This is a genomic window from Limimaricola litoreus (assembly GCF_024159025.1).
Taxonomy (GTDB): Bacteria; Pseudomonadota; Alphaproteobacteria; order Rhodobacterales; family Rhodobacteraceae; genus Limimaricola; species Limimaricola litoreus.
This window is the reverse complement of record NZ_JAMYXC010000064.1, coordinates 1-22,354: the sequence shown is the minus strand read 5'-3', so window position 1 is coordinate 22,354 and position 22,354 is coordinate 1. Positions and strand designations below refer to the sequence as shown.

Here is a 22,354-nt window from a genome sequence, read left to right as displayed (position 1 = left end):
GCTGATGCCGGCCGATCTGCCCGATCTCGATGCCGCGGCGATCGCGCGGGTGTTCGACGCCGCCGCCCGCGAGGATGGCGCCCTCGTCTGGCGGGGCGCCTCCGCAACGGGGCGGTTCGGGCATCCGGTCGCCTGCGATGCGCATCTCGCGCCGCGCTTTGCCATGCTGCGCGGCGCGCAGGGCGGCGCGGCGGTGCTGGCGCCCTACAGGGGGCAGACGCGCCTCGTCCGGCTGCCCGGCAATATCGCCACGCGCGATCTCGACACGCCCGAAGACTGGGCCGACTGGCGGGAAAACAGAGGCGAAGGGGACTGAACCCTCCGCCCCCACCACTTAAAGACTCGTCAAAACAACACTCGTCAAAGACACCCGCCGGTCAGATGACCATGAGCCGCGCTTCGTGACGCTTGAGCGCCTTGCGCGCCGATCTGTAGTTGTCGATCCCTTCGCGCGCCTGCAGCTCGGGGAAGAGCTCGAAGATCTCGTCGCGCAGCTCGGCGCCGATGCCCTTGAGCGTGTGATCCCCGGGCTGGAAGCTTTCGGTCCAGGCCCCGTTCGACAGCACCACCTCGTGCCGGTCGAACATGAAGTGGATGTAGCTGGTGCGCGGGACATCGACCGAGTGGATGCCCTTGGAGCCGATGAGATGCTTGGCCGCGGCGAGCACCTCGCTGTCCTCGAAGTAGAGCTGCGCCCGCTCGCCCGAGAGCAGCACCCGGTGGTTGGGCGAGACCATCATATCGCGCTCGGGCAGGCCGTTGCCCAAGGCGCCGGCGCGGATCATCACCGGCTTGAGATGCGGGCTGGTGAGGAACTGCTTGGGGCCCACCTGCTTGTGGCCGACCCAGCGGATCTCCTGGATGCCGTTGTCGCGGGTGATGATGCGGTCGCCCTCGCGCAGCTCCTCGACAAGGCGCTCGCCGCGCGGCGTGGCGATCACCGTGCCGGGCGTGAAGCAGGGCACGACGTTCTCGATCTCCTCGAACCGCATCGTCGTGCCGTCCTTGAAGTAGACGACGCCGTCCTCGCGGTCATCGGAAGTGTATTCGATCCGGTCGACCCCGCTCTCGCTGCCGGTCAGGTCGAGCGTGTCGTAATCGTCGCCGCCCTCGCCGCCGAAGACCCGGTCGCCGCCGTTGCCGCCGAAGAAGTCGTCGCGGTCGTCGTCGCCGAAGAGCAGGTCGGTGCCCTGCCCGCCGATGATCGTGTCGTTGCCCGTGCCGCCGAAGACCGTGTCGTCGTCGATGCCCGCGTCGAGCATGTCGTCGCCCGCGCCGCCGAACAGCGTGTCGTCGTCGTCCTGGCCGAAGATCGTATCGTTGCCCTCGCCGCCGAACAGCTCGTCTTGGCCGTTGTCGGTGACGAGGTCGCCCTCGTCGTCGCGGATGTTCAGGCTGTCGGGAAAGCGCGGGTCGAGGCCGCCATGGATGACGTCGTCGCCCTTGTCGCCGAAGATGCGGTCGTTGCCTTCGCCGCCGGTGAGGCTGTCATCGCCCTCCTCGCCCAGCACCAGGTCGTCGTCGATGCCCGCGTCGATCCGGTCGTCGCCGATGCCGCCGAAGATGGTGTCGCGATCGTCGCCGGTCTCGATCCGGTCGTCGCCCGCGCCGCCATAGACGGTGTCGCGATCGTCGAAGACATCCGGGTCGGGGGTGAGGCCCGGATAGGGGTTGTCGAAGCGGTCGAGGTCGGCCTTGCGGTCGCCGTCGCTCGCATCGATGCGGTCGTCGCCGGCGCCGCCATGGATCTCGTCGCGCCCGAGGCCACCGAACAGGCGGTCGTTCTCGGCACCGCCGAACAGCCGGTCGTCGCCCTCGCCGCCTTCGAGCCGGTCGCCGTTGCGCCCGCCTTCAAGCGTGTCGTCGCCTTCGCCGCCGAACAGCTTGTCGCCACCGTTGCCGCCGATCAGCTCGTCCTCGCCCGCGCCGCCGAAGAGCGTGTCGCGGCCGCCCTCGCCCATCAGCCTGTCGTCGCCCGCCTCGCCGTGCAGCGTGTCGTTGCCGCGACCACCATAGACGGTGTCGTCGCCAACGCCCGCGCGCACCGTGTCGTTGCCGCCGTAGGCTTCGATGCGGTCGTCGTCGGGGGCGTCGTCGCCCAGGATCGCGTCGTCATTGTCGACGCGGTCGCCCTCGGGGTCGCCGTCATAGGCAAGGTCGATCACGTCGTCGCCCATCGAGCCCTCGACGATGCCGTCCGGGCCGGGGTTGCAGGTCACCCGCAGCGCCACCTCGGCGCTGTCGACACCGCCGCGATCGTCAGTGACGCTGTAGGTGATGGTCACGTCGCCGTCGAAGTCGGCCTCGGGGGTGTAGTGCAGCGTGCCGTCGGGGTTGATCACCACCTCGCCGCGGCTGGCGTGGGCCTCGGTGACCCGCAGCGGATCGCCGTCGGGATCGCTGTCGTTCGCCAGCACGTCGATGGTCACGGCCATCCCCTGCGTGGTCGAGGCGGTGTCGTCCCGCGCGTCGGGGGCGGTGTTCTTGCCCTGCGGGTCCTTCAGGAAGCTTTCGATATTGTAGAAATCGAGCCGCTCGCCCGTGGGGTTCATGTCCTCGTCGAGGAACTGGATCCAGCCGCTGGAGCCGTTGCCGTCGCCATCGGGGACGACGTCCTTGACATAGACATTGCCCTGGCCGCGCAGATCGAGCGTGTCGATATCCTCGCCGTCATCGGTGCCGCCATCGACCTTGCCGTCGCGCCCGGCGATGAAGTTATCGTTGCCGGTGCCGCCGAAAAGCGCGTCGTCGCCGCCCTTGCCGTCGATCAGGTCATCTCCGGCACCGCCGTAGATCGCGTCATCGCCCGCACCGCCGAAGAGGGTGTCGTTACCCGGCGTTCCGTCGATCTTGTTGCGCGCCATCCGTCGTCTCCTCAATCGCGGGCAAACCTCCCGCTTCTCAACCGACTACCTGCCCGGTCCCGCCTTGAACGCGGGGCGGCGCCCCTTGGCACCGGCTCCGGCAGGGAGCCATCACGAAATGCTGCTGTTGTCCCCCCAGGGCCACCGGCAGACGCTCATGGTCCGTTCGTCTCGTCCGGACCGCCCTCTTCGGGCTCGACCCATAATTATGCCGGCCAGAATGGCGGACAAAGGGAAAAGTGTCCGAATGATGGTGGGATACGGGCCATCACCGGGAAAGTCGGTGCCCGATTGAGGCAAATGTGGCGAGGATTGTCGGGTGAGCAGAAACACCTGACCGGTAGATTTCTCTGAAATGGGGGATATTTCCCGGACCCACCGAAAAGACACCGCCCATTGCGTGCAAAACGGAGACAATGCTGCGATGAGCGGTCGCCAAGGCGCGACCCATCCCTGCCCGGTTTTCGCCATTATTCCCGTTGACGAGGCGCGATCAGTCGTGCCGATCCCGCCCGATTGTGCCGCGCGATACTCCGTCCGGGGCGATCTCAGCCGCCGAAGCCGCGCACACCGCTGTTGGTGCGGGCCGCGCCGAAGCCGCCGGTGCGCGCCACGCTCGAGCGGGTCATCGGCGCCGCGGTCCGCGTCGAGGGGCCGGCGCTGAAGGCATTGGGCGAGAGGGTGGTGCTGCCGCGCGCGCGGTTCAGTACGGTGCCGCCCGGCGTGGCGAAGCCGCCCCCGGACCGCCCGTAGAAAGGCTGCGCCCGCGCGCCGCGCCCGCCGAGCATGTTGCCCAGCAGATAGCCCGCCATCAGCGGCAGAAACACCGAGCCGCCGCCGCCGGGGCGTTCCTCGACCATGCATTCGCCGCCATGCTCGGCCTCGCACAAGGCCTCGTCGTCATAGCGCGGCGCGGTCTCGACATGCGCCTCGAGCGCTTGTCCGAAGCCCTCCTCGCAGCTTTCCGCGGTCACCCAGGTGCCCGGTCCGGCGGCGGCTTCGAGGCAGGCGTCGAGCGTCGGGAAGGCGGCGGAGGGCACTTCCTCCTCGCGGCAGGCGGCAAGGCTGAAGGCGGCGGCGCCCAGAAGCGCGAGACGCACGTGGCGCGAACGCTTGCGGGTGGCAGGGGCGGCTTGCGGGGTGGCGATGGTCATGTCGGTCTCCTCCTCGCGCGGTCAGGCGCGGATGAAATGCGGCTTGAAGCGGCTCAGGTCGCGGGTGATGAGCCCCTCGTCCTCGCGCAGGCCCATGGCCACGCAGGCCTCGCCCACCATCCAGGCCCCGACCACCGGGCGCCTGCCCTCGAACACCGGCAACGGGTGGTAGGCCTGCACGATCGCCGGATGGCCGTCATAGCCGCGATCGGTCGAAGCCTCGTGGTGTTCGGGGGTGGTGATGTCGATGCTCGCGCCTTCGCGCGAGAACAGCGGCTTGCGCACCTGCCCCGCGGCCAGCGCGGCGCGGGCGGCGACGCTGTCGGCCTCGTCCTCGAAAAAGGCGGGCAGCAGGTTGGGATGGCCCTCGTTGAGCCGCCACAGCACCGGCAGAATGCCCTTGTTGGACAGGATCGCCTTCCACGGCGGTTCGAGGAAATGACAGCGCGCGCCCGGCAGGGCCTCGGCGAAGTCGTCGCGCAGCATGTCCTCCCAAGGATAGAGCTTGAACAGCGCGCCGATCACGCGGCCTTCGCCATCCGCGAACTGCCCGGTATCCGTCAGTCCGATCTCGGGGATCGGCACGAAATGCGCCCCCAGCCCCGCCTCGCGTGCGGCCCAGGCCATGTATTCGGTGGTGGCGTAATCCTCCGGATCGTCGGGGAAACAGGCGAAATGCACGTCCGTGTCGGGTGCGAAGATCTCGGCCAGCCGCGCCACCAGCGCCTCGTGCAGCCCGTTGAACTGGTCGCTCCCCTCGGGCAGCCGGCCCGTCGCCACCATGTCCTCGAGCCATTGCCATTGAAAGGCGGCGCTCTCGTAGAGCGCGGTGGGCGTGTCGGCGTTGTATTCGAGCAGCTTGGCGGGCCCCTCGCCGTCATGGGCAAGATCGAAGCGGCCGTAAAGCTCGGGTTCGCCCGCCTCCCACGAGGCCGCGATCATGCCGCGCGCCTCTTTGGGAATCGCGAGCCGGTCCATGAGATCCTCGGAGCGCAGCACGTGATCCACCGCCCCGCGGCACATCGCGTGCAGCTCCGTGGCGGGGTCCTCGATCATCTCCTCGACCTCGGCGAGATCGAAGGCGTAGACCGTCTCCTCGTCCCAATAGGGCTCGCCATGCATGTGGTGAAAGGTGAATCCCGCCTCGCGGGCCTTCTCCTCGAGATCCGGGCGGGCGCCCGTGGCGATGCGCTGCATGGTCTGTCCTCCTGCGCGCAAACGGGCGCGCGGACTGGACCTAGCGCGCCCGGCGCCGCTGGGCCAGCCCCGCCGCCTGCTTCCTGATCGGATCGTGAGGATTCGCTGGTGCCGGTGGGGGGACTCGAACCCCCACGCCTTGTGGGCGGCGGATTTTGAATCCGCTGCGTCTACCGTTCCGCCACACCGGCCAACGCGATCCGCATAGACCGCGCTGGCTGTCTCGTCAACGCGCCTCAGATGCGATCCGCGGCAAAGGTGTCGCAGGCTGCGATGCTGCCCTGCTGGTATCCGGTGGCGAACCAGCGCTGGCGCTGCTCCGAGGTGCCGTGGGTGAAGCTGTCGGGCCGCACCGTGCGCCCGGCCTCGCGCTGCAGCGTGTCGTCGCCAATCCGGGCGGCGGCGTTCATCGCCTCCTCGATGTCGCCGGGCTCCAATGAGCCGAACATCGCCTCGGCGCTGCGCGCCCAGATGCCCGAGAAGCAATCGGCCTGAAGCTCGATGCGCACCGACAGCGCGTTCGAGGTCGCCTCGTCGCTGCGGCTCCGCACGGCGTTGATCTCGCCCAGCACGCCCAGCTCGTTCTGCACGTGATGCGCGACCTCATGGGCCACGACATAGGCGGCGGCGAAATCGCCGCCCGCGCCGAGTTGCCGCTCCAGCGTGGTGAAGAAGCCGGTGTCGAGGAAGATGCGCTCCTCGGGCGGGCAGTAGAACGGCCCCGTCGCCGCCGAGGCGCCGCCGCAGGCCGATTGCGTGGCCCCCTTGAACAGCACCAGCTCGGCCGGATCATAGCTTCGATCCAGCTCGTTGGCGAAGATGTCGGTCCAGATCTCTTCCGTATCGGCGAGGGTGACGGAGACGAACTGCGCCGCCTCCTCGTCGGCGGCGGTGATCTCGCCGCCACCGGTCTGCATCTGCCCGTCATCGAGCAGCGGCGTCAGATCGACGCCGAGAAAATAGCCGACGACCACGATGGCCAGCAGCCCGAAACCACCCGCGCCGCCCACCGCGACCCCGCGGCCCCGGCCGCCCGCGCGCCGCCTGTCGATGATATTGCCGCTGCCACGGCGTCCGCGCCACTTCATCCCAGCCGTTCTCCCCTTCACGCGATTGTCCGGTTGACCCCGCGACGGGGCCGTGTTCCTGAACATGTGACGTTTCACAGGTGATGCGGGTTCCATGCTGCGCCGTTTCTACGACATGACGATCTCGCTCGCGGCGCATCGCCACGCGCTTCCGGCGCTTGGCGCGGTGAGCTTTGCCGAATCCTCGGTCTTCCCGATCCCGCCGGACGCGCTGATGATCCCGATGATCCTGGCGCGGCCGCGCAAGGCATGGCTGATCGCTCTGGTCTGCACGCTGGCCTCGGTCGCGGGCGCGCTTCTGGGCTACTGGATCGGCGCGGCCTTCTTCGACAGCGTCGGCCAATGGGTGTTCGATCTCTATGGCAAGGCCGAGAAGTTCGAGACCTTCAAGCTGACCTACAACGATTGGGGCGCCTGGGCAGTGCTGGTGGCGGGCGTCACCCCCTTTCCCTTCAAGGTGATCACCATCGCCTCCGGCGTGACGGGGCTGTCGCTGCCGGTGTTCATCGTCTCGTCGCTGGTGGCGCGCGCGGCGCGGTTCTTTCTCGTCGCGGCGATCCTGCGCCGTTTCGGCGATCCCGCGCGCGAGTTCATCGAGCGGCGGCTCGGGCTGGTCTTTTCCGCCTTCTGCGCCATGCTCTTCGCCGGTTTCTACGCGATGAGGTATCTGTGAGCCGCCAGCTGACCATCTTTCTCGCCACCCTCGGCTCGGCCGCGCTGCTGGGCGGGGCCTTCGTCTTCCAGGCCTTCGGCTATCCGCCCTGCGCCATGTGCATCTGGCAGCGCTGGCCGCATGGCATCGCCATCGCGATCGGCCTGATCGCGCTGATGCTGCCCGGACGCGCCCTGCCCGCGCTCGGCGCGCTGGCCGCCGCGACCACCGCCGCGATCGGCGTGTTCCACACCGGGGTCGAACGCGGCTGGTGGGAAGGCCCGTCGAGCTGCACCGGCGCGGGTCCGGGCCTCGGCTCGCTTTCGGGCGGCGATCTGCTGGCGACCGACGGGCCGCGGCTCGTCATGTGCGACGTGGTGAGCTGGGAGATGCTCGGCCTCTCCATGGCGAGCTGGAACGCGCTGTTCTCGGCCGTGCTGGTGGTGCTCTGGGTCGCGGCGCTGCGCCGCAGCTGAAGGCGACCCGAGGAAACCCCTTGCCCGCGCCCTCGGCCTCGCGCCATGATCCCGCGCATGACAGATTGCATTCTCATCGGCGCCCCGGTGGACTGCGGCAAGAAGCGCCGCGGCTGCCTCATGGGCCCGGACGCCTACCGCACCGCCGGACTGGCCGAGGCACTCGCCTCGCTCGGTCACGGCGTCACCGACATCGGCAACGTCGCCCCCGACAAGGTGGAGGTCGCGCCGCCGCGCAACGGCGTGGTGCATGAGCTGGCGCTCAACGTCGGCTGGACCGCCGCGCTGATGCGCGCCGCGCGGGCGCAGGCCCCCAACGGCTTTCCGATCTTCATGGGCGGCGATCATGCGCTCTCGCTCGGCTCGGTCGCGGGCATGGCCGCACATGCCGAAGAGATCGGCCGCCCGCTCTTCGTGCTGTGGCTCGACGCGCATAGCGATTTCCACACCCCCGACACCACGACGACCGGCAACCTGCACGGCACGCCCCTGGGCTATGTCACGGGGCGCGAGGGTTTCGATGCCTTCCCCGAACTGCCCGCCACCGTGCCGGTGAGCCAGGTCGGCATGATCGGGCTCAGGAGCGTCGATCCCGAGGAACGCGCAGCGCTCGAAGACGGCGAGGCAACGCTGGTCGACATGCGGATGATCGACGAGATCGGCATCGCCAAGCCGCTGTCGGAGTTTCTCGCCAAGGTCGAGGCGGCGAACGGCATGCTGCACGTCTCGCTCGATGTCGATTTCCTCGACCCCGCCGCCGCCCCCGCCGTGGGCACCACCGTGCCGGGCGGCGCCACGGTGCGCGAGGCGCATCTGGCGATGGAGATGCTGTCGGACAGCGGCCTCGTCGCCTCGCTCGATCTCGTGGAGCTGAACCCCTCGCTCGACGAGCGCGGCCGCACTGCGGCGCTGATGGTCGAACTGACCGCCTCGCTGATGGGCCGCCGCGTCTTCGACCGGCCGACACCGCGCGGCCACTGACCGGCAGCCGGGGCGCGACGGGGCCGGCCCCGTCGCGCCTTAATGGTAGTGGAACTCGCCGGTCACGTTGCGCCACTCGCCCGGCGAGATCAGCTTGCGATGGGTGAAGCGCAGCGAATGCAGCGGCCCCTCGATCTCGTCCTGCCAGAATTCGATGAACTCGAACAGCTTCGGATGGTCCGGGGCGAGGTCGTAATCCTGCCAGACGAAGCTGTTGAGCACGTTTTGGTAGTCGGGAATCCGGTAGAAGATCTCGGCCGTCGTCAGGCCGTAGCCCTTGAGCATCAGCTCGGTTTCGGATGGCGATTGCGCCATGGAATGCCTCCTGCATGGCGCGCGGTCTCGACCGCGCCGTTCAATTCCAGCACAAGCCCGTGAAAAGTCAATTATCCCAGTTTGTTAGCCGACCCACCCGCTGGCTGCCAGCGGCGCGGGGCATCCTCTGTTGCGCCCCATATGGCGCGGGTGCTATAGGTTTGGCTCACAAGATATAGCAGTCACAAGACAGCAGGCTTCCCCCCGTGAGCGACATTCCCGACACACCCGAGACCGACGATTCCACGCCCGAGCGCCCCGTGCCGACCGGCCCCACGGTCTCCATCGTCGAGGAGATGAAGACCTCCTATCTCGATTACGCGATGAGCGTGATCGTCAGCCGCGCGATCCCCGATCTGCGCGACGGGCTTAAGCCCGTGCACCGGCGCATTCTCTACGCCATGCACGAGACCGGCAACGCGCATGACAAGCCCTACCGCAAATCCGCCCGCCCCGTGGGCGACGTGATGGGCAAATATCACCCGCATGGCGACAGCGCCATCTACGACGCGCTGGTCCGCATGGCGCAGGACTTCTCGATGTCGCTGCCGCTTCTGGACGGCCAGGGCAACTTCGGCTCCATGGACGGCGACAACGCCGCCGCCATGCGCTACACCGAGGTCCGCATGGACCGCCCGGCGGCGTTCCTTCTGTCGGACATCGACAAGGACACGGTCGACTTCCAGGACAACTACGACGGCAAGGACCGCGAGCCGACCGTCCTTCCGGCCCGTTTCCCCAACATGCTGGTCAACGGCGCGGGCGGCATCGCCGTCGGCATGGCGACCAACATTCCGCCCCACAACCTCGGAGAGGTCATCGACGCCTGCCTCGCGCTGATCGACGATCCGGATCTCTCGTCCGAGGGGCTGATGGAATATGTCCCCGGCCCCGACTTTCCGACCGGCGGTCTGATGCTGGGCCGCTCGGGCGCGCGCAAGGCCTATCTCGAAGGCCGCGGCTCGGTGATCATCCGCGCCAAGACCCACGTGGAGGAGCTGCGTAAGGACCGCTATGCCATCGTCGTCGACGAGGTGCCCTACCAGGTCAACAAGGCGTCGATGATCGACCGGATCGCCGAAGCCGCGCGCGACAAGCGGATCGAGGGCATCGCCCATGTGCAAGACGAAAGTGATCGCAACGGCGTGCGCGTCGTGGTCGAACTCAAACGCGACGCGACGCCCGACGTGGTGCTCAACCAGCTGTTTCGTTTCACGCCGATGCAGACCTCCTTCGGCTGCAACATGCTGGCGCTCAACGGCGGCCGCCCCGAGACGCTGAGCCTGCGCGGCTTTCTCACCGCCTTCCTCGATTTCCGCGAGGATGCGATCGCCCGGCGCACCGCCTATCTTCTGCGCAAGGCGCGCGAGCGCAGCCACATCCTGTGCGGCCTTGCCGCCGCCGTGTCGAACGTCGACGAGGTCGTGGCCACGATCCGCGCCTCGGCCGACGCGGCCGACGCGCGCGAGCGGCTGATGACCCGCGCATGGCCCGCGCATGAGATCATCGAATACATCAAGCTGATCGACGATCCGCTCCACCCGGTGAACGACGACGGGACCTACAACCTGTCGGAGGCGCAGGCCCGCGCCATCCTTGAGCTGCGCCTGCAGCGCCTGACCCAGATCGGCGTGCAGGAGGTGACCGACGAGCTGCAGGAGCTGGCCGCGAAGATCCGCGACTATCTCGATATCCTGTCCTCGCGCGAGCGCATCCTGACGATCATCCGCGAGGAGCTGCGCGAGGTGCGCGATCTCTTCGCCGTGCCGCGCCGCACCGAGATCGTCGACTGGGCCGGCGACATGGAGGACGAGGACCTCATCGAGCGCGAGGACATGGTCGTCACCGTGACCCAGGGCGGCTACATCAAGCGCACGCCTCTGGCCGAATTCCGCTCCCAGCGGCGCGGCGGCAAGGGTCTGGGCTCCATGCAGACCAAGGAGGATGACGTCGTCACCTCGCTCTTCGTGGCGAACACGCATGACCAGATGCTGTTCTTCACGACCGAGGGCATGGTCTACAAGCTCAAGTGCTGGCGCCTGCCGCTGGGCAGCCGCACCGCGCGCGGCAAGGCGATCGTCAACATCCTGCCGATCCCCACGGGAGTTTCGATCGCGGCAATCATGCCGGTCGACCGGCCCGAGGAGGAATGGTCGGACCTGCAGATCGTCTTCGCGACCTCTGCGGGCGACGTGCGCCGCAACGCGCTGTCGGACTTCACCAATGTCATGCGCAACGGCAAGATCGCGATGAAGCTGCCCGAGGGCGTGAGCCTCGTGAACGCGCGCATCGCCTCCGAGGATGACGACGTGATGCTGGTGACGGATTCGGGCCGTGCGATCCGCTTCCGCACCACCGACGTGCGGGTGTTCCAGGGCCGCTCCTCGACCGGCGTGCGCGGCATCCGCCTGTCGGGCGACGATCACATCGTGTCGATGGCCGTGATCCCGCATTTCGAGGCCGAGGCCTCCGAGCGCGCCGCCTATCTCAAGATGCGCCGCGCCATGGCGGGCCTTCCCGACGATGCGGAGACGGAAGAGGACGAGGACGGCGTCGCCGCCGGCGCGCTGTCGCCCGAGCGCTATGCCGAGATGTCGGCCTCCGAGACGCTGATCCTGACCATCTCGGCGCGCGGCACGGGAAAGCTTTCGTCGAGCCACGACTACCCGGTGCGCGGGCGCGGCGGCATGGGCGTGGGCGCGACCGACAAGGCCATGCGCGGCGGCCCGATCGTCTCGGCTTTCCCGGTCGAGACCGGCGACCAGATCATGCTGGTCACCTCCGCCGGGCAATCGATCCGGGTGCCGGTCGACGGCATCTCCTTCCGCTCCCGCTCGGCGGGTGGCGTGAAGGTCTTCGACACCGGGCGCGGCGAAGAGGTCGTCTCGGTGGCGCGGATCGCCGACCAGGGCGATGCGGTCGAGGCGGTCGAGGCCGAGACAGACGCCCCCGAGGGCGACGCGGAGTGAGACAATGCCCCGTCCGGACCACCGGACGGGGCTTTTCTTTGCCCGCCGCTGCGCCTATCTGGGCGCCATGACAGAACCCCTTCATATCGTCGGCGGCGGCATGGCCGGCTCCGAAGCCGCATGGCAGGCCGCGAACGCCGGCATTCCCGTGATCCTGCACGAGATGCGCCCCAAGGTCGAAACCTTCGCGCATCGCACGGGCGACCTTGCAGAGATGGTCTGCTCCAACTCCTTCCGTTCGGACGACAGCGAGCAGAACGCCGTCGGTCTGCTGCATTGGGAAATGCGCGCGGCGGGTGGTCTCATCATGTCGACCGCCGACCGGCATCGCCTTCCCGCGGGCGGCGCGCTAGCGGTGGACCGCGATCCCTTTGCCGCCGATGTCACGGCGCAGCTCAAGGCGCATCCGAACGTCACCGTGAGCTACGAGGAGATCAGCGAGCTGCCCGAGACGGGGCACTGGATCTTCGCCACCGGCCCGCTGACCTCGCCCGCGCTGGCCGAGGCGATCTCGGCGGTGACCGGCACCGGGGCCCTCGCCTTCTTCGACGCCATCGCCCCCATCGTCTATGCCGAGAGCATCGACATGTCGAAAGCGTGGCTGCAGTCGCGCTACGACAAGGGCGAGACGGAAGAAGAGCGCACCGCCTACATCAACTGCCCGATGACGAAGGAGCAGCACGAGACTTTCATCGACGCGCTGCTCGCCTCGGACAAGGCCGAGTTCCACGAGGGCGAGACGGCGGGCTATTTCGATGGTTGCCTGCCGATCGAGGTGATGGCCGAGCGCGGGCGCGAGACGCTGCGCCACGGGCCGATGAAGCCCGTGGGCCTGACCAACCCGCATGACCCAGAGACCAAGCCCTATGCCGTGGTGCAGCTGCGCCGCGACAACAAGCTGGGCACGCTCTACAACATCGTCGGCTTCCAGACCAAGATGAAGTACGGCGCGCAAACCGATGTTTTCCGTATGATTCCGGGCCTCGAGGACGCACGCTTCGCGCGGCTCGGCGGCATTCATCGCAACACCTTCCTCAACAGCCCGACGCTGCTCGATGGCGAGATGCGGCTCAAGGCGCGGCCCAACATCCGCTTCGCCGGGCAGATCACCGGCGTCGAAGGATATGTCGAAAGCGCGGCGATGGGCCTCTTGGCCGGTCGTCTCGCCGCCGCCGAGATCATGGGCGGCCGCGTGCCCGAGGTGCCCCAGACCACCGCCATGGGCGCGCTCGTCACCCACATCACCGGCGGGGCCGAGGCCAAGACCTTCCAGCCGATGAACGTCAATTTCGGGCTGTTCCCGCCGCTCGAAGGGATGCGCGGCGGGCGGCGCGGTCGCAAGGATCGCTACAAAGGCTATACCGACCGGGCCAAGGTGGCCTGGCAGGAGTGGCTCGCCGCGCAGGAGGCGGTGATCGCCTGAACCCTTGCCCTGCGGCCCCCAGGACCACATCTCGGGGGCAACCCCAAGCGGAACGGATTTCACATGCTCTACATTCTCGCTCTTCTTCTGCCGCCCGTCGCCATCATGCTGACGGGCCGTGTCATTCTCGGCCTCGTGGTGCTGGTGATCTGGTTTCCAGCGATCCTCATCTCGGGCGGGCTCGGCCATCCGATCTTCATCCTTCTGGCCTGGCTGATCATCCACCAAAGTGCGGTCAAGCGCGGCTGAATGCGCGTCACCCGCTTTGCCCCGTCGCCCACCGGGCCGCTGCACCTCGGCCATGCGTTTTCCGCGTTGACGGCGGCGGCGCGGGCCGAGGGCGGGGTCTTCCTGCTGCGGATCGAGGACATTGATCGGCAGCGGTCGAAGCCCGAATGGGAAAAGCGGATATACGACGATCTGCGCTGGCTCGGGCTCGACTGGCCCGCGCCGGTGCTGCGCCAGTCAGAGCGCCTGCCCGCCTATCGCGCGGCGCTGGAGCGGCTTTGGGCCGAGAAGCTCCTTTATCCCTGCGACTGCAACCGGCGCGACATTCTCGAAGCGGCCAGTGCGCCACAGGAAGGCGGCCCGCGCTTCGGCCCGGACGGGATGATCTATCCCGGCACCTGCCGGGGGGGTACCCGCAATGGACCGATGCCCGAAGAGACGCCGCTCCGCCTCGACCTCGCCCGCGCGGTAGCGCGGATCGACGGCCCGCTACGCTGGGTCGAGACCGGCGAAGAGGCCGGGCCGCGTGAGATCGCGGCAGAGGCGCTGATCGACACCATCGGTGACCCGGTGCTGGCGCGGCGCGAGATGGGCACCTCCTATCACCTCGCCGTGGTGATCGACGATGCGCATCAGAACGTCACCGAGGTGGTGCGCGGCCGCGATCTGGCCGAGGCGACACCGCTGCATGTGCTGTTGCAGCGGCTGATGGGGTTGCCCGTCCCCGACTATCACCACCACCGGCTGATCCGCGACGAGACGGGCCGTCGCCTTGCCAAGCGCGACGACGCGCGCGCTATCGGGCTTTACCGCGACGAGGGGGCCAGCCGGGCCGATATCCGGCGGATGGTCGGGCTTGGGGTCGGGCGCTAGGCCCGCCTCACCCCATCGGCTTGGTCAGCTCGACCTCATCGCCATCCCGCACCGCCGTATAGAAGCAGCTGCGCCGCCCGGTATGACAGGCGGGGCCGGACTGCTCGACCTGCAACAGAAGGCAGTCGCGGTCGCAATCGATGCGCATATCGACCAGCACCTGCTGGTTTCCCGAAGTCGCACCCTTTTCCCAGAATTCCTGCCGCGATCGCGACCAGTAGGTGACGCGGCCCGAGGCCAGCGTCTTCTCGATCGAGGCCGCGTTCATCCACGCCATCATCAGCACCTCGCCCGTGCCGGCCTCCTGCGCGATGGCGGGGATGAGGCCATTGGCGTCATAGCGGAGCGTCTTGGGGTCGAACATCGGCACAAACCTTTTGCATCCCGGGGCGTCGCGCCTATCTAGAGGGGCGACATCGAAGAGGCAAACATGACCGAGCGCGCCAGCGGCGAAACCGACCTGATCAAGCTCTATTCGCAGCGCATCCTCGCGCTGACGACGGAGATGCCCCTGACCGACCGGCTGGAGGCCCCCGATGCCACCGTGCGCCGCCGCGCGCCGCTCTGCGGCTCGACCGTGACGGTGGATGTGACGGTCGAGGATGGCCGGGTCACCGGCTACGGGCAGGATGTGAAGGCCTGCGCGCTCGGACAGGCGGCGGCGGCGATCGTCGGCGGCGCGGTGATCGGGCGCGACCGGCAGGAGCTTGGCCGCGCGCGCGACGAATTGCGCGCCATGCTGGCGCAGGACGGCCCCGTGCCGCAGGCGCCGTTCAAAGGATTCGAGGTGCTGCAGCCCGCGCGCGAGTATCGCAATCGCCACGCCTCGATCCTGCTGGCGATCGAGGCAGTGACGCAGGCGGTCGAGGAGGCCGAGGCGCAGCGCAGCGCCGCTGGCTGACAAAAAAACCGCCGCGCACCCCTCACGGGATGGCGGCGGCGCAGGCGGGACCTTCCAGGCCTCCGATCATCCGCCGGAGCATGGCTCCGGGCGGCGGACGGGCAATCCGCCGCGATGACCCGCGGGACCGGGCAGCGGCGATCGGAAGAAGATCCGGGCAGATCAGATCAGGCCGGGCAGCCACAATCCGACAAACAACAGAACCATGAGAGACGCCGCGCCCAGCGCGTCGGCGACGAGCGTGTCGCGAGAGCGGTTCACGACCAGTTTGAGTTCCTGTGCCATTCCGCGTCTCCTCTCTCGATGCTTCCGTTGCCCGTTTGTTCCCATATGGAGCGCGGCCTGTAAAGAACTTTATGAGAACATCTCGTTCTCTCATACCCAGCTCTCTGTTTCCTAAGAAAAAAATCCTAGCCGACCGAAATGAGACGGATTGCCCGGTCCTGCTCCATCAGCCAGAGGAGAACACGCGCGGAACGTCCGCGCTCTCCCTCCAGGGCCGGGTCGATGGTCAGCAGCGTGCGCGCATCGCTCTGGGCCAGCGCCATCAGCCCGGCGTGGCGTTCGAGATCGGCGATACGAAAACGCGGCAGGCCGGATTGCGCGGTGCCGATCACATCGCCCGCGCCGCGCATCGACAGATCCTCTTCGGAAATGCGAAAGCCGTCCTCGGTCTCGCGCATGATCTCCAGCCGCCGTCGCGCCGTCTCTCCCAATGGGGGCTGATACATCAGCAGGCATGTGGACTTGGCGCTGCCGCGTCCGACACGTCCCCGAAGCTGGTGCAGCTGCGCCAGCCCGAAGTTCTCGGCCCTCTCGATCACCATGATCGAGGCCGCGGGCACGTTCACCCCCACTTCGATCACGGTGGTGGCGACGAGCACCTTGGTCTCGCCCGCGACAAAGCGCGCCATGGCGGCGTCCTTCTCGGCGGGGGGCAGCTGCCCATGCACGAGACCCACGGCATCCTCGCCCAAGCTCGCGCGCAGCCGCTTGAACCGCTCTTCGGCGGCGGTCATGTCGGAGACCTCGCTCTCCTCCACCAGGGGGCAGACCCAATAGGCCTGCCGCCCCTCCGCCACGGCGGCGCGCAGCTTCTCGACCACCTCGCCCAGCCGTTCGGTGGAAACGAGCGCGGTGGTGACGGGCGTACGGCCGGGCGGCTTTTCGTCGAGTACGCTGACATCCATGTCGCCGTACTGCGTGAGCGCAAGGCTGCGCGGGATCGGCGTGGCGGTCATCACCAGCACATCGACGCCCTTGCCCTTGGCGCCAAGCTCCATGCGCTGGGCGACGCCAAAGCGGTGCTGCTCGTCGATCACGGCAAGCCGCAGGTCGCGGAATACCACGTCCTTCTGGAACACCGCATGGGTGCCGACGAGGATCTGGATGCGCCCCTCGGCGAGGGCTTCGAGCTTGCGGCGTCTCTCGCCCCCCTTGTCGCGGCCGGTGAGCAGCTCGATCACCACGCCCGCGCTTTCGGCCAGTGGCTGCAGCCCTTCGAGGTGCTGCCGCGCGAGGATCTCGGTCGGGGCCATCATCACCCCCTGCCCGCCCGCCTCCACGGCGACGAGAAGCGCCATCAGCGCCACCAAAGTCTTGCCCGAGCCGACGTCGCCCTGCAGCAGCCGGTTCATCCGGGCCTCGCTTCCCATGTCGCGGGCGATCTCGTCCACGGCGCGGGCCTGTGCCCCGGTGGGCGCATAGGGCAATGCGGCGAGCACGCGCCTGCGATGCCGCTTGTCCCCGACGCTCGGTCGCCCGGGGCTCCGGCGCGCGGTGGCGCGGGCGAGCGCGAGGGTGATCTGATGCGCGAGCAACTCGTCATAGGCCAGCCGCAGCCGCGCGGGATGGGTGGGCGAGAGATCGTCGAAGCCCTGCGGCCCATGCGCCAGCGTCAGCGCCTCCAGCCAGCTCGGCCATCCCTCGCGCTGTTTGAGGCCGGGATCGATCCATTCATCGAGATGGGGCGCGAGGCCCAGCGCGGAGCGGGCGGCGCCGGTCATCTGCTTTTGCGTGATGCCGTTCGACAGCGGATAGACCGGCTCGAAGGCGAGGATCTCCCCCTCCTTCTCGATCGGCAGCACGTGATCGGGATGCACCATCTGCGCCAGCCCGTCGAACAGTTCCACCTTGCCCGAGACGATGCGCCGCTCGCCGATGGGCAGGAGCCTCGGGACATAGTCCCCCCGCGCATGGAAGAACACGAGCTGGAACGCCGTCTCGGCATCTTCGACCGTGACGCGCCAGGGCTTGCCCTTGGCGGGCGCCGGCTGGTGGCGGACCACCTCGACCTCGACCGTCACAACGGCGGGCGGCACCACGTCGCGGATGGAGGGCTTGCGGGCGCGGTCGATGCCTGACTGCGGCAGGCTGAGCAGCACGTCGCGCGGCCGGGCCAGACCCGCCGCCTCGAAGGCGGGCACGGTCTTCGGCCCGATCCCCTTGAGCTTCTGGATCTCCCCGAACAGCGGGAACAGGATCTCCGGGCGTCCCTTGGCGCTCATGCGTCGCCGATCAGCGCGAGCCAGCCGTCCTCGTTCAGCACCTCGACGCCCAGCGCTTCGGCCTTGGCCGCCTTGGAGCCCGCGCCGGGCCCGGCGACGAGCAGATCGGTCTTGCCCGAGACCGAGCCCGCCACCTTGGCGCCAAGCTGCTCGGCGCGGGCCTTGGCCTCGGCGCGGGTCATCTTCTCGAGCGTGCCGGTGAAGACGACCGTCTTGCCCGCCACGGGGCTGCCCTCGCTTTTTGGCTGTTCGGCGGGCTGGATGTCGAGCCGTTCGACGAGCCGGTCGATGGAGCCACGCTCGCCCTCCTGGCTCATCGCGGTGACGAGGCTCGTCGCCACGGTAAAACCGATGCCGTCGATGCCGGTGATCTCGGCCCAATGGGGGCTTTCGGCGAGGGCCTTCTTGCGCATCTTATCGTCCTCGGCCTGCGCCGCGGGCTCCTGTGCCGCGGCATCCACGGCGGCGATCAGCGCCTCCCACGTGCCGAAGTGCCGCGCCAGCACATTGGCCGCCACCTCGCCCACATGGGCGATCCCAAGGCCGAAGAGCATGCGCCCCAGCGGCACGCGACGCGCGGTGTCGATGGCGTCGAACAGGGCACTCGCCGATTTCTCGCCCCAGCCCTCCCGATTCTTGAGCTGCTGCATCCCCGTCCCGTAACGGTCGCGCAGGGTGAAGATATCGGCCGGCTCGCTGATCCAGCCGTCGCGGTAGAACTGCTCGACCTGCTTGGCCCCCATGCCGTCGATGTCGAAGGCGGCGCGGCTCACGAGGTGACGCAGCTTTTCGACCGCCTGCGCCGGGCAGATCAGCCCGCCGCTGCAGCGGCGGATGGCATCGCCCTCCTCGCGCGGGGCGGCAGAGCCGCATTCGGGGCAATGGTCGGGGAACACATAGGGAACACTGTCCTTCGGACGCCGTGCCGGATCGACATCGGCGATCTTGGGGATCACGTCGCCCGCGCGGTAGACTTGCACCCGGTCGCCTTCACGGATGTCACGCCCCTCGCGGATCTCCATCCCCTTGGAATCGTGGCCCCGGATGTAGTCCTCGTTGTGCAGCGTCGCGTTCGAGACGACCACGCCCCCCACTGTCACGGGCTTGAGCCGCGCCACGGGCGAGAGCGCGCCGGTGCGGCCCACCTGGATCTCGATCTTCTCCAGCGTGGTCCAGGCCAGCTCGGCGGGAAACTTGTGCGCCAGCGCCCAGCGCGGGGTGGTCGAGCGCATGCCAAGGCGGCGCTGGAAGGACAGATCGTCGACCTTGTAGACCACGCCGTCGATGTCATAGCCCAGATCGGCACGTTTTGCCTCGATCTCACGGTAGGCGTCGAGCATCGCCTGCGGCGTGTCGCAACGCCGGGTCAGCGGGTTGGTGCAGAACCCCAGATCCCGCAGCCGGGCGATGGCGTCGAACTGATGCGTGGCGAGCGGTGCCGAGAGCTCGCCCCAGGCATAGGCGAAGAAGCGCAGCGGCCTCGCCCGCGTGATCTCCGGATCGAGCTGGCGCAGCGATCCGGCGGCGGCGTTGCGCGGATTGGCAAAGGTCTTGGAGCCGCGCTCGGCATGGCGGGCGTTGAGCGCGGCGAAATCGGCATGGCTCATATAGACCTCGCCGCGCACTTCGAGCACATCGGGCGCGCCGTCGAGCGTTTCGGGGATGTCGTCGATGGTGCGGGCATTGGCGGTCACATCTTCGCCCACGGCCCCGTCGCCACGGGTCGCCGCACGCACCAGCACGCCGTTCTCGTAGCGCAGCGACAGCGACAGCCCGTCGATCTTGGGCTCGGCGGTGAAATCGAGCGGCGCATCCTCGTCCAGCCCGAGGAACCGGCGCACCCGCATGGCGAATTCGGTCACCTCCTCGTCGGTAAAGGCATTGCCCAAAGAGAGCATCCGCGCCGCATGCTGCACCTTGCCGAACCCTTCGGCGGGCGCGGCGCCCACCTGTTCGGAGGGGCTGTCGGCCCGCTTGAGGTCGGGAAACCGCGCCTCGATCTCGGCATTGCGGCGGCGCAGCGCGTCATAGGCGGCGTCGCTGATCTCGGGCGCGTCCTTGGCATGATAGGCGATGTTGGCCGCGCCGATCTCGGCGGCGAGGCGCTCGATCTCCTTGCGTGCCTGCGCCTCGCTGAGTGCCGCGACCTCGATCGCTGCCAGGTCAATCTCCGCCGTCAAAGCCGTCTCCCGCGCGCCATCGCGGGACGCACCGCCCGCGCGGCGAACTTAGAAGCCCGGCGGGGTAGCGTCCAGATGCCGAAGGGTCTCAGGCGCCGATGGCGATGGGCGAGCTTTGCGGCACCGGCTCCGGGTCGCGCAGCACATAGCCGCGTCCCCAGACCGTCTCGATGTAATGCTCGCCCCCCGTCGCCTGGGCGAGCTTCTTGCGCAGCTTGCAGATGAACACGTCGATGATCTTGAGCTCGGGCTCGTCCATGCCGCCATAGAGATGGTTGAGGAACATCTCCTTGGTCAGCGTGGTCCCCTTGCGCAGGCTCAGAAGCTCCAGCATTTGGTATTCCTTGCCGGTCAGGTGCACCGTCTGCCCGCCCGCCTCGACCGTCTTGGCATCGAGATTCACCGAGACCTCCCCAGTGGTGATCACTGATTGCGCATGGCCCTTGGAGCGGCGGATGATCGCGTGGATGCGCGCCACCAGTTCGTCGCGGTGGAACGGCTTGGTCAGGTAGTCGTCGGCGCCGAAGCCGAACCCCTTGAGCTTGCTTTCGGTGCCGTCATCGCCCGAGAGGATCAGGATCGGCGTCTCGATCCGGTTCAGCCGCAGCTGACGCAATACCTCGTGCCCGTTCATATCCGGCAGGTTCAGGTCGAGCAGGATCAGGTCGTAGTCGTAGAGCTTGGCCAGATCGATCCCCTCCTCTCCCATGTCCGTCGCATAGACGTTCAGGTTGGCATGGGTGAGCATCAGTTCGATGCTCTTGGACGTGGTCGGGTCGTCCTCGACAAGCAAGACACGCATTCCTATCCCTCCGTGATCGGGTTCGCCGCTACGGGTACTTAGCCACCGGACGGTTAATTCCGTGTTACCCTAGGGCAAGTTTGGCAGTTCACCTTCAAGCTGTCTATACTTTTGTATAGACCGAGCTTGCAGACCCGCGGCGCCATGGCGCGCGGCAAGGCGTTCCCAGCTCTGCAGCTCTTCCTCGGACAGGCCGTAGGTCTCGAGCGCGTAGTCGCGGGAGATCAACCCCGAGGCGATGGCAAGAAGCAGGCGCGCCTTGCGTGAGGCGACCCAGCGCCCGGTCTCCGGCGCCGGCAGATCGGCACGCGTCATGACCCGGCCGTCGGGCAGCGTCACCGCCCGCGGCCCCTCGATTTTCTTCAGATACATCTCACCCTCCATTCACCCCGCGCCGAGCCTGACCGATCGGAGCTAAGGAGCGATGAAGCCGGGGGGTTGAGAATGGGTGCCATTTTCATATATTGCGCTGCGATCACCCGCGCCGCGCGCCTCCTCCCTCCCGCGCCAAGGATCGTCCCATGCTGCTCGACACCGCTCTGAACTCGCTGGGCTTCGCCAAGCCCGCTTCCGAAACCCGCGTCGTCGTCGCGATGTCGGGGGGCGTGGACAGCTCCGTCGTGGCGGCCCAGCTCAAGGAAGAGGGCTACGACGTCGTCGGCGTGACGCTGCAGCTCTACGATCACGGTGCGGCGCTGGCCAAGAAGGGCGCCTGCTGCGCCGGCCGCGACATCCACGACGCGCGCCGCGTGGCCGAGAGCATGGGCTTTCCGCATTACGTGCTCGATTACGAGAACACCTTCCGCGAGGCGGTGATCGACGAATTCGCCGACAGCTACCTCGCCGGTGCGACGCCCGTGCCCTGCATCCGCTGCAACGAGCGGGTGAAGTTCAAGGACCTGCTGGCCACCGCCAAGGATCTCGATGCCGACTGCATGGCGACGGGGCACTACATCCGCCGCGAGATGGGGGCCACGCGGGCCGAGCTGCATTCGGCCGCCGACGCCAACCGCGACCAGAGCTATTTCCTCTTCTCGACCACGCAGGAGCAGCTCGACTACCTGCGCTTTCCGCTCGGCGGTCTGGCGTCGAAGGACGAGACGCGGGCGCTCGCCGCGCGCTACGGGCTGTCGGTCGCCGACAAGCCCGACAGTCAGGACATCTGCTTCGTGCCCAATGGCAACTATGCCACCGTGATCGAGAAGCTGCGCCCCGGTGCCGCCGAGCCGGGCGAGATCGTCCATGCCGACGGGCGGGTGCTGGGCGAGCATCGCGGGCTGATCCACTACACGGTGGGCCAGCGGCGGGGCCTCGGGATCGGCGGGCTCGACGAGCCGCTCTACGTGGTCAAGCTCGACGTCGACGCGCGCCGGGTCGTGGTCGGCCCCAAGGAGATGCTGGCCACGCGCCGCGTGCCGCTCAGGGAGATCAACTGGCTCGGCGAGGGCGGCTTTGCTGATCAGGCCGAGCGCGAGGTGCTGGTGCGCGTGCGCTCGACACGCCCGCCCGCCCCGGCGGTGATCCGCCCCATCAACGCGACCGAGGCCGAGGTCGAGCTGCTTTCGCCCGAGCAGGGCGTCTCGCCCGGTCAGGCCTGCGTGTTCTACGAAACCGAAGGCACCCGGGTTCTGGGCGGCGGCTGGATCTGGAAGGGACGCTGAGGCTGAGGACCCCGGCCTAGCCCGCGCGGTTCAGGATCGCGCGGGCGGCGCGCAGCCCCGGCGGCTCGCCCCCGGCGCCGAGC

General features: G+C 68.2%; 21 protein-coding genes and 1 tRNA gene. 10 read left to right on the top strand and 12 right to left on the bottom strand.

The window, feature by feature from the left end; genetic code table 11:
* Positions 1-316: NTP transferase domain-containing protein (locus NHG85_RS04935; RefSeq protein WP_253330371.1), on the top strand; the 316-nt coding region annotated here is incomplete at its 5' end.
* A 61-nt stretch (positions 317-377) separates the two neighbouring features.
* Here NHG85_RS04935 and NHG85_RS04930 read toward each other — a convergent pair.
* The 5 genes from NHG85_RS04930 to ypfJ form a co-directional block, all read right to left on the bottom strand.
* Entirely contained in the window at positions 378-2,864 is a 2,487-nt protein-coding gene (locus NHG85_RS04930) for a Hint domain-containing protein (RefSeq protein ID WP_253330369.1), read from the bottom strand.
* 548 nt (positions 2,865-3,412) lie between these two features.
* On the bottom strand, positions 3,413-4,018 hold the full coding sequence (locus tag NHG85_RS04925; protein ID WP_253330367.1) for a DUF1190 domain-containing protein: 606 nt from the start codon (positions 4,016-4,018) through the stop codon (positions 3,413-3,415).
* 21 nt (positions 4,019-4,039) lie between these two features.
* Positions 4,040-5,215, bottom strand: a complete 1,176-nt coding sequence (locus NHG85_RS04920) for a glutathionylspermidine synthase family protein (protein WP_253330365.1) — start codon at positions 5,213-5,215, stop codon at positions 4,040-4,042.
* Positions 5,216-5,321: 106 nt separating this feature from the next.
* Positions 5,322-5,406 (bottom strand) — tRNA-Leu (locus NHG85_RS04915).
* Between the two features lie 45 nt (positions 5,407-5,451).
* Positions 5,452-6,303, bottom strand: a complete 852-nt coding sequence (ypfJ, locus tag NHG85_RS04910) for a KPN_02809 family neutral zinc metallopeptidase (RefSeq protein WP_253330363.1) — start codon at positions 6,301-6,303, stop codon at positions 5,452-5,454.
* Positions 6,304-6,397: 94 nt separating this feature from the next.
* Here ypfJ and NHG85_RS04905 point away from each other — a divergent pair, with 94 nt between their 5' ends.
* Genes NHG85_RS04905 through rocF form a run of 3 tightly spaced genes read left to right on the top strand, consistent with a single transcriptional unit; the run spans position 6,398 to position 8,412 of the window.
* A complete protein-coding gene (locus tag NHG85_RS04905) occupies positions 6,398-6,976 on the top strand; it encodes a YqaA family protein (protein WP_253330361.1) in 579 nt (192 codons plus the stop codon).
* On the top strand, positions 6,973-7,431 hold the full coding sequence (locus tag NHG85_RS04900) for a disulfide bond formation protein B (protein WP_253330359.1): 459 nt from the start codon (positions 6,973-6,975) through the stop codon (positions 7,429-7,431). Before NHG85_RS04905 ends, NHG85_RS04900 begins: the two co-directional genes overlap by 4 nt.
* Positions 7,432-7,488: 57 nt before the next feature.
* A complete protein-coding gene (gene rocF / locus NHG85_RS04895; protein ID WP_253330357.1) occupies positions 7,489-8,412 on the top strand; it encodes an arginase in 924 nt (307 codons plus the stop codon).
* A 39-nt stretch (positions 8,413-8,451) separates the two neighbouring features.
* Here the strand turns inward: rocF and NHG85_RS04890 are convergent, their stop codons facing one another.
* Positions 8,452-8,727 (bottom strand): usg protein, encoded by a 276-nt coding sequence (locus NHG85_RS04890; protein WP_253330355.1) that lies wholly within the window; start codon positions 8,725-8,727, stop codon positions 8,452-8,454.
* 206 nt (positions 8,728-8,933) lie between these two features.
* On the opposite strand from NHG85_RS04890, the gene gyrA reads away from it, so the two are divergent.
* The 4 genes from gyrA (at position 8,934) to gluQRS (ending at position 14,220) form a co-directional block, all read left to right on the top strand.
* Positions 8,934-11,696, top strand: coding sequence for a DNA gyrase subunit A (gene gyrA / locus NHG85_RS04885; RefSeq protein ID WP_253330353.1), 2,763 nt, complete (start codon positions 8,934-8,936; stop codon positions 11,694-11,696).
* Positions 11,697-11,763: 67 nt separating this feature from the next.
* A complete protein-coding gene (gene trmFO, locus NHG85_RS04880) occupies positions 11,764-13,119 on the top strand; it encodes a methylenetetrahydrofolate--tRNA-(uracil(54)-C(5))-methyltransferase (FADH(2)-oxidizing) TrmFO (RefSeq protein WP_253330351.1) in 1,356 nt (451 codons plus the stop codon).
* A 63-nt stretch (positions 13,120-13,182) separates the two neighbouring features.
* Positions 13,183-13,368: a hypothetical protein gene (locus NHG85_RS04875; RefSeq protein ID WP_017928604.1), complete on the top strand. Its 186-nt coding sequence runs from the start codon at positions 13,183-13,185 to the stop codon at positions 13,366-13,368.
* Complete coding sequence (gene gluQRS / locus NHG85_RS04870; protein ID WP_253330349.1) at positions 13,369-14,220, top strand: tRNA glutamyl-Q(34) synthetase GluQRS; 852 nt, start codon at positions 13,369-13,371, stop codon at positions 14,218-14,220.
* Positions 14,221-14,227: 7 nt separating this feature from the next.
* On the opposite strand, the gene hisI is transcribed toward gluQRS, so the two are convergent.
* Positions 14,228-14,584: a phosphoribosyl-AMP cyclohydrolase gene (gene hisI / locus NHG85_RS04865; protein ID WP_253330347.1), complete on the bottom strand. Its 357-nt coding sequence runs from the start codon at positions 14,582-14,584 to the stop codon at positions 14,228-14,230.
* A 66-nt stretch (positions 14,585-14,650) separates the two neighbouring features.
* Between hisI and NHG85_RS04860 the strand changes: the two genes are divergently transcribed.
* Complete coding sequence (locus NHG85_RS04860) at positions 14,651-15,121, top strand: iron-sulfur cluster assembly scaffold protein (RefSeq protein ID WP_253330345.1); 471 nt, start codon at positions 14,651-14,653, stop codon at positions 15,119-15,121.
* A 162-nt stretch (positions 15,122-15,283) separates the two neighbouring features.
* On the opposite strand, the gene NHG85_RS19665 is transcribed toward NHG85_RS04860, so the two are convergent.
* From NHG85_RS19665 to sciP, 5 genes are all read right to left on the bottom strand, one after another.
* A complete protein-coding gene (locus NHG85_RS19665) occupies positions 15,284-15,406 on the bottom strand; it encodes a hypothetical protein (RefSeq protein ID WP_256500140.1) in 123 nt (40 codons plus the stop codon).
* 125 nt (positions 15,407-15,531) lie between these two features.
* Complete coding sequence (gene recG, locus NHG85_RS04855) at positions 15,532-17,628, bottom strand: ATP-dependent DNA helicase RecG (protein ID WP_253330343.1); 2,097 nt, start codon at positions 17,626-17,628, stop codon at positions 15,532-15,534.
* Positions 17,625-19,808: an NAD-dependent DNA ligase LigA gene (gene ligA, locus NHG85_RS04850; RefSeq protein ID WP_253330341.1), complete on the bottom strand. Its 2,184-nt coding sequence runs from the start codon at positions 19,806-19,808 to the stop codon at positions 17,625-17,627. The genes recG and ligA overlap by 4 nt, the downstream gene beginning before the upstream one ends.
* An 88-nt stretch (positions 19,809-19,896) precedes the next feature.
* Positions 19,897-20,610: a response regulator transcription factor CtrA gene (gene ctrA / locus NHG85_RS04845; protein WP_253330339.1), complete on the bottom strand. Its 714-nt coding sequence runs from the start codon at positions 20,608-20,610 to the stop codon at positions 19,897-19,899.
* Between the two features lie 69 nt (positions 20,611-20,679).
* A complete protein-coding gene (gene sciP, locus NHG85_RS04840; protein ID WP_253330373.1) occupies positions 20,680-20,982 on the bottom strand; it encodes a CtrA inhibitor SciP in 303 nt (100 codons plus the stop codon).
* Positions 20,983-21,131: 149 nt separating this feature from the next.
* Here sciP and mnmA point away from each other — a divergent pair, with 149 nt between their 5' ends.
* Complete coding sequence (mnmA, locus tag NHG85_RS04835; protein WP_253330337.1) at positions 21,132-22,271, top strand: tRNA 2-thiouridine(34) synthase MnmA; 1,140 nt, start codon at positions 21,132-21,134, stop codon at positions 22,269-22,271.
* Positions 22,272-22,354: the final 83 nt, after the last annotated feature.

Coding starts and splice junctions, on each gene's coding strand:
- NHG85_RS04930 (WP_253330369.1), bottom strand. CDS start 2,864: ATGGCGCGCAACAAGATCGACGGAACGCCGGGTAACGACACCCTCTTC.
- NHG85_RS04925 (WP_253330367.1), bottom strand. CDS start 4,018: ATGACCATCGCCACCCCGCAAGCCGCCCCTGCCACCCGCAAGCGTTCG.
- NHG85_RS04920 (WP_253330365.1), bottom strand. CDS start 5,215: ATGCAGCGCATCGCCACGGGCGCCCGCCCGGATCTCGAGGAGAAGGCC.
- ypfJ (WP_253330363.1), bottom strand. CDS start 6,303: ATGAAGTGGCGCGGACGCCGTGGCAGCGGCAATATCATCGACAGGCGG.
- NHG85_RS04905 (WP_253330361.1), top strand. CDS start 6,398: ATGCTGCGCCGTTTCTACGACATGACGATCTCGCTCGCGGCGCATCGC.
- rocF (WP_253330357.1), top strand. CDS start 7,489: ATGACAGATTGCATTCTCATCGGCGCCCCGGTGGACTGCGGCAAGAAG.
- NHG85_RS04890 (WP_253330355.1), bottom strand. CDS start 8,727: ATGGCGCAATCGCCATCCGAAACCGAGCTGATGCTCAAGGGCTACGGC.
- trmFO (WP_253330351.1), top strand. CDS start 11,764: ATGACAGAACCCCTTCATATCGTCGGCGGCGGCATGGCCGGCTCCGAA.
- NHG85_RS04875 (WP_017928604.1), top strand. CDS start 13,183: ATGCTCTACATTCTCGCTCTTCTTCTGCCGCCCGTCGCCATCATGCTG.
- gluQRS (WP_253330349.1), top strand. CDS start 13,369: ATGCGCGTCACCCGCTTTGCCCCGTCGCCCACCGGGCCGCTGCACCTC.
- hisI (WP_253330347.1), bottom strand. CDS start 14,584: ATGTTCGACCCCAAGACGCTCCGCTATGACGCCAATGGCCTCATCCCC.
- NHG85_RS04860 (WP_253330345.1), top strand. CDS start 14,651: ATGACCGAGCGCGCCAGCGGCGAAACCGACCTGATCAAGCTCTATTCG.
- NHG85_RS19665 (WP_256500140.1), bottom strand. CDS start 15,406: ATGGCACAGGAACTCAAACTGGTCGTGAACCGCTCTCGCGACACGCTC.
- recG (WP_253330343.1), bottom strand. CDS start 17,628: ATGAGCGCCAAGGGACGCCCGGAGATCCTGTTCCCGCTGTTCGGGGAG.
- ctrA (WP_253330339.1), bottom strand. CDS start 20,610: ATGCGTGTCTTGCTTGTCGAGGACGACCCGACCACGTCCAAGAGCATC.
- sciP (WP_253330373.1), bottom strand. CDS start 20,982: ATGTATCTGAAGAAAATCGAGGGGCCGCGGGCGGTGACGCTGCCCGAC.
- mnmA (WP_253330337.1), top strand. CDS start 21,132: ATGCTGCTCGACACCGCTCTGAACTCGCTGGGCTTCGCCAAGCCCGCT.